This is a genomic window from Nonomuraea basaltis (assembly GCF_005893125.1).
Taxonomy (GTDB): domain Bacteria; phylum Actinomycetota; class Actinomycetes; order Streptosporangiales; family Streptosporangiaceae; genus Nonomuraea; species Nonomuraea basaltis.
Genome location: NZ_VCJS01000439.1, coordinates 1 through 4,359, shown reverse-complemented (window position 1 = coordinate 4,359; position 4,359 = coordinate 1). Strand labels below are relative to the sequence as shown.

The 4,359-nt window shown below is 70.0% G+C and carries 6 protein-coding genes; 5 read left to right on the top strand and 1 reads right to left on the bottom strand.

Features of this window, described 5'->3' with window-relative positions:
* From EJK15_RS67835 to EJK15_RS67820, 4 genes are all read left to right on the top strand, one after another.
* Window positions 1–683: [protein-PII] uridylyltransferase family protein (locus EJK15_RS67835; protein ID WP_476739214.1), on the top strand; the 683-nt coding region annotated here is incomplete at its 5' end.
* A 32-nt stretch (window positions 684–715) separates the two neighbouring features.
* On the top strand, window positions 716–1,747 hold the full coding sequence (locus tag EJK15_RS67830) for a hypothetical protein (protein WP_240778123.1): 1,032 nt from the start codon (window positions 716–718) through the stop codon (window positions 1,745–1,747).
* A gap of 18 nt (window positions 1,748–1,765) precedes the next feature.
* A complete protein-coding gene (locus EJK15_RS67825) occupies window positions 1,766–2,296 on the top strand; it encodes a GNAT family N-acetyltransferase (protein WP_138720691.1) in 531 nt (176 codons plus the stop codon).
* Window positions 2,297–2,518: 222 nt separating this feature from the next.
* Entirely contained in the window at window positions 2,519–3,223 is a 705-nt protein-coding gene (locus EJK15_RS67820) for a B3/B4 domain-containing protein (RefSeq protein WP_240778122.1), read from the top strand.
* On the opposite strand, the gene EJK15_RS67815 is transcribed toward EJK15_RS67820, so the two are convergent.
* Entirely contained in the window at window positions 3,213–3,809 is a 597-nt protein-coding gene (locus tag EJK15_RS67815; RefSeq protein WP_138720690.1) for a TetR/AcrR family transcriptional regulator, read from the bottom strand. The two genes, EJK15_RS67820 and EJK15_RS67815, sit on opposite strands and share 11 nt — an antisense overlap.
* Window positions 3,810–3,888: 79 nt before the next feature.
* On the opposite strand from EJK15_RS67815, the gene EJK15_RS67810 reads away from it, so the two are divergent.
* Complete coding sequence (locus EJK15_RS67810) at window positions 3,889–4,245, top strand: hypothetical protein (protein WP_138720689.1); 357 nt, start codon at window positions 3,889–3,891, stop codon at window positions 4,243–4,245.
* Window positions 4,246–4,359: the final 114 nt, after the last annotated feature.

Sequence of the window (4,359 nt, the reverse complement as noted above, 5' to 3'; positions counted from 1 at the left end):
ACCCGCCCCTGATCATCGACCCCGACCTGCGGCCCGAGGGACGGCAGGGCCCGCTGGTGCGGACGCTGGCCTCCTACCGCGCCTACTACTCGCGCTGGTCGTCCCCGTGGGAGTCGCAGGCGCTGCTGCGGGCCAGATTCTCGGCCGGTGACCCGGAGCTGGGCGCCGCGTTCGTGGCGATGGTCGACGAGCTGCGCTACCCGCGGGGCGGGCTGCACGACGACGCGGTCAGGGAGATCAGGCGGCTCAAGGCACGCATGGAGGCCGAGCGGCTGCCGCGCGGCGCCGACCCGGGCCTGCACACCAAGCTGGGCCCCGGCGGGCTGTCCGACGTGGAGTGGGTGGCCCAGCTCCTGCAGCTGTGCCACGCGGGCGGTCTGTCGTCGCTGCGCACCACCCGTACGATCGACGCCCTGCGCGCGGCCGTGGCCGAGGGCCTGCTCGCTCCCGCCGACGAGGCCGTGCTGGCCGAGGCGTGGCGCTTCGCCTCCCGGATCAGGGACGCGATCATGCTGGTCAAGGGGCGTCCGGGCGACAGCGTGCCGCGCGACGCGGGCGAGCGCAAGCTGATCGCCCAGACGCTCGGCTACCCGCCCGACGGCTCGGAGGACTTCCTCGACGACTACCGCCGCGTGACGCGCCGCGCACGTCTCGTGGTGGATCGTGTCTTCTACGGGGGTTGATCAAGTGTGCACGGCGGGTGTATCAAGGCGCGATGGTATCCGTTTACGTGGACTTGGCCCTCGGCCTGGTGGTGTCGTTCCTGCTGCTGTCGCTGCTGGTGAGCGGGCTCAACGAGGCGGTCGTCCGGCTGCTGTCCATCCGCAGCAAGTTCCTGTGGGCCTACCTCAGGGACACCATGGACGGCGCCGACAAGGCCGGATCGTGGCTGCCGGCCAAGGTGCGGGACGTGTTCACGCGGCTGCCTTTCCTCCGGGACCCGCGGCCCCGCCACAGCGAGCTGCCCGCGCCGTCCGAGCCCGGCGAGCTGCCCGAGCCCCAGGCGAGGGCCGGCGACTCGATGATCAAACTGCTGTACGAGCGGGTCAGGGAGATCGACCACGGCAAACGGGGCAGGACCAGCATCGCCAACATCCCGCCCGGCCGGTTCGCGGTCGCGATGATGGAGCTGGCGACGGGGGAGGACGGTGACGTCGACCGGTTCCTGGCCAAGCTGAAGGCCATCGAGAGCCCCCTGTACGGCCCGCTCAAGGGCGCCTGGGAGACGGCGCAGCGCGACCTCGACCGGTTCCGGCAGGGCATCGAGACCTGGTTCGACGGGGAGATGCAGCGGCTGTCGATGCTGTACAAGCGCTACGTCAAATGGGTCGTCGCCGTGCTCGGCCTGCTGGTGACGCTGCTGTTCACGATGGACGGGTTCGAGTACGCCAAGACGCTGCTGCGTGACAACGCCTTCCGCGCCTCGGTGACGGCCGTGGCCGAGGCGGGGCCGGACGCGTACGACGAGCTCAAGGCGCGCTGCACGGGCCAGGACCCGATGCGGTGCGTCAGCGAGACGCTCAGCGAGCCCGCGCTCGTCAGGATGCTCGGTCAGGCGCTGGTCAGCGTGTCGATCCCGGAGCAGGGCGACCCGAGCGTGGATTGGAACGGCGGCCTGTGGTGGGATCGGCTCGTCACGCCCAGCCACTGGCCCGGGTTCCTGCTGACGTACGTGGCGCTGCTGTTCGGGGCGCCGTTCTGGTGGGACGTGTTCCGCCGCATCACGGGGATCAAGAGCAAGCGCTGAACCCGTATCGTGGACCGGATGGAGACAGAGCGGCTGATCATGCGCAGATGGCGCGACGAGGACCGCGAGCCCTTCGCGGCCATGAACGCCGACCCCGAGGTGATGGAGCACTTCCCCGCGACGCTCACTCGCTCGCAGAGCGACACGATGGTCGACAAGATCGAGCAGGCGTTCGACGAGTACGGCTACGGCCTGTGGGCGCTGGAGGTACGCGAGAGCGGGCGGTTCATCGGATTCGCCGGGCTGATCTGGCAGACCTTCGACGCTCCCTTCCTGCCCGCCTGGGAGATCGGCTGGCGGCTGGCACGCCCGGCCTGGGGCCACGGATACGCCACCGAGGCGGCCAGGCGGGCCGTCGAGTACGCCTTCACCGAGGCCGGGCTCGACGGGCTCATCTCCATGACGGCCGAGCGGAACCTGCGCTCCCGCGCCGTGATGGAGCGCCTCGGCATGACCAGGGACCCCGCCGAGGACTTCGACCACCCCCGGCTCCCGAAGGACAGCCCCCTGCTCCGCCACGTCCTCTACCGGCTCGGGCGAACCCGCTGAAGATGATCCCCCAGGTGCGGCCCCGCAGGTCTGTGTCGCACCACGCCCGTCGCCCGCCCCCGGAGGCGAAGCATGTGTGCGGTTGGCGGTCTGGTCGGCCAGTCTCCCTGGCACGCCGGGTGCTCGCTCGGCCTGTCCTGCCCGGACCTCCGGAGCGATGCGAGTATCGTGATCGGCGCGGCGAAGGACCGTGCGGCCGAGTTCCGTGGCCACGATGATGAGGTGACCGTGCGTTTCCAGCATTCGAGCGACATCTGGATGGACTTCCCCGAACTGGCCCCCGGTGTGATCTTCGCCCAGGGCATCACCGCGGACGCCTCCGTCGACGACCGGCTCGCCGAGTTCGGCGAGATCGCCGCGAAGCGGCTCGCGACCGCGTCGGAAGGCGAGCTGCCGGAGATCCAGGCGTGGCGGCGGGCGTTCTCGAAGATGGGACTCAAGCCGACCCAATACCGCTGCGCCTCGGAGTCGCTGCTGCGCCGGTTCAGGAAGGAAGGCGCGCTGCCACGCCTGCACCCCCTGATCGACCTCTGCAACGCGGTCTCCATCGCGTACGCGATCCCGGTGGCGGTGTTCGACCTCTCCAGGATCTCCGAGTGCGTGGAGGTCCGGTATGCGGCGGGGGACGAGACGTACCTGACCTTCTCCGGCGAGACGGAGCACCCGCCGGCCGGCGAGGTGATCTTCGCGGACGCGGAGGGGCGGGCGCATGCTCGCCGCTGGACCAACCGGCAGAGCGGCCATTCGGCCATCCGCGACACGACCACCGACGTTCTGATCGTCGCCGAGGCCCTGCACGGCTCCGCCCTGGCCGACATCGAGTCCCTCATGGCCACCCTCTCCGGCGAGCTGGCCGCCGTCTGGCCCGTGACCCCGGAGGTCGCGATCCTCAGCCCGTCCGCGCCCAGGTTCGACTTCAGGACGTGAGGCCGTGCAGGATGGCGTCGGCGAGCGCGGCGGCCTGATCGGCGGGGGAGAACAGCCCGGGGCAGGCCAGCCACGTGGCGGCGGTCCCGTTCACGGAGGTCATGATCGACAGCGCGGCGGTCTCCGCCGAGATCCCCTCGCGTAGTGCGGCGCCGGCGAGCAGCTCCATCAGCCCGCGCTTCCAGCCCTCCATCATGACCCGCTTGTCCCGCAGCCCCACCTCGAGCTCCGGGACGCCCTCGGCGCTGCGCATGGACAGTGCGAACACCTCTCTGAGCGTCGCGTCCCGTTCCAGCGCCGTGAAGAACGCGACCAGGAACCGCCTGATCCGCTCCGGCACCGGCCCGTCGCCGTCGAGCGTGCCCCAGACGGGCGTGGCGGCCTCGGCCCACAGCTCGCTGATCGTCGCCAGGTAGAGCGTGGCCTTGTCGGTGAAGTGGTGGTACGCCGCCCCTCGGGTCACTCCGGCCCGCGCCGCGATCCCGGCGAGAGTGGCGGCGGCGTAACCCCGCTCCGCGAAGACGGCCAGCGCTGCCCGCAACAGCGCGTTCCGTGTTTCCGCCGCTTCTTCGGCCGTTCTTCGCATGACCGCACCCTTTCATACATGCGCGCGTGTATGCTCGCCACTACCGGATACAGGCGCGTATGTATGTAAAGGAGTTTGTATGCTGGTTTTTCGAGACATCCGGGTGTTCACCGGAGAAGATGTGATCAGATCGGCAGAGGTCACGGTCGCCGCCGGCGTCATCGTCTCCGTCGCCGACATCGCCCGCGGGCGCACTCCCGCACCCGGTGACGAGGTGATCGAAGGGCGTGGGCGGACCCTGCTCCCCGGCCTGATCGACGCCCACGCCCACGTCTTCCCCGGTGACCTCGAGCAAGCCGCCCTGTTCGGTGTGACCACGGTCCTCGACATGATGTCCGATCCCGCTCAGGCCAAGGCCCTGCGCGAAACCGGCGGGGCGGACCTGCGCACGGCGGGGACCGCGGCAACGGTCCCGGGCGGCTACGTATGTATGTAAAGGAGTTTGTATGCTGGTTTTTCGAGACATCCGGGTGTTCACCGGAGAAGATGTGATCAGATCGGCAGAGGTCACGGTCGCCGCCGGCGTCATCGTCTCCGTCGCCGACATCGC

Bases quoted from the DNA above. Each gene is read 5' to 3' on its own strand.
- EJK15_RS67830 (WP_240778123.1), top strand. From the start codon at position 716: ATGGTATCCGTTTACGTGGACTTGGCCCTCGGCCTGGTGGTGTCGTTC.
- EJK15_RS67825 (WP_138720691.1), top strand. From the start codon at position 1,766: ATGGAGACAGAGCGGCTGATCATGCGCAGATGGCGCGACGAGGACCGC.
- EJK15_RS67815 (WP_138720690.1), bottom strand. From the start codon at position 3,809: ATGCGAAGAACGGCCGAAGAAGCGGCGGAAACACGGAACGCGCTGTTG.
- EJK15_RS67810 (WP_138720689.1), top strand. From the start codon at position 3,889: ATGCTGGTTTTTCGAGACATCCGGGTGTTCACCGGAGAAGATGTGATC.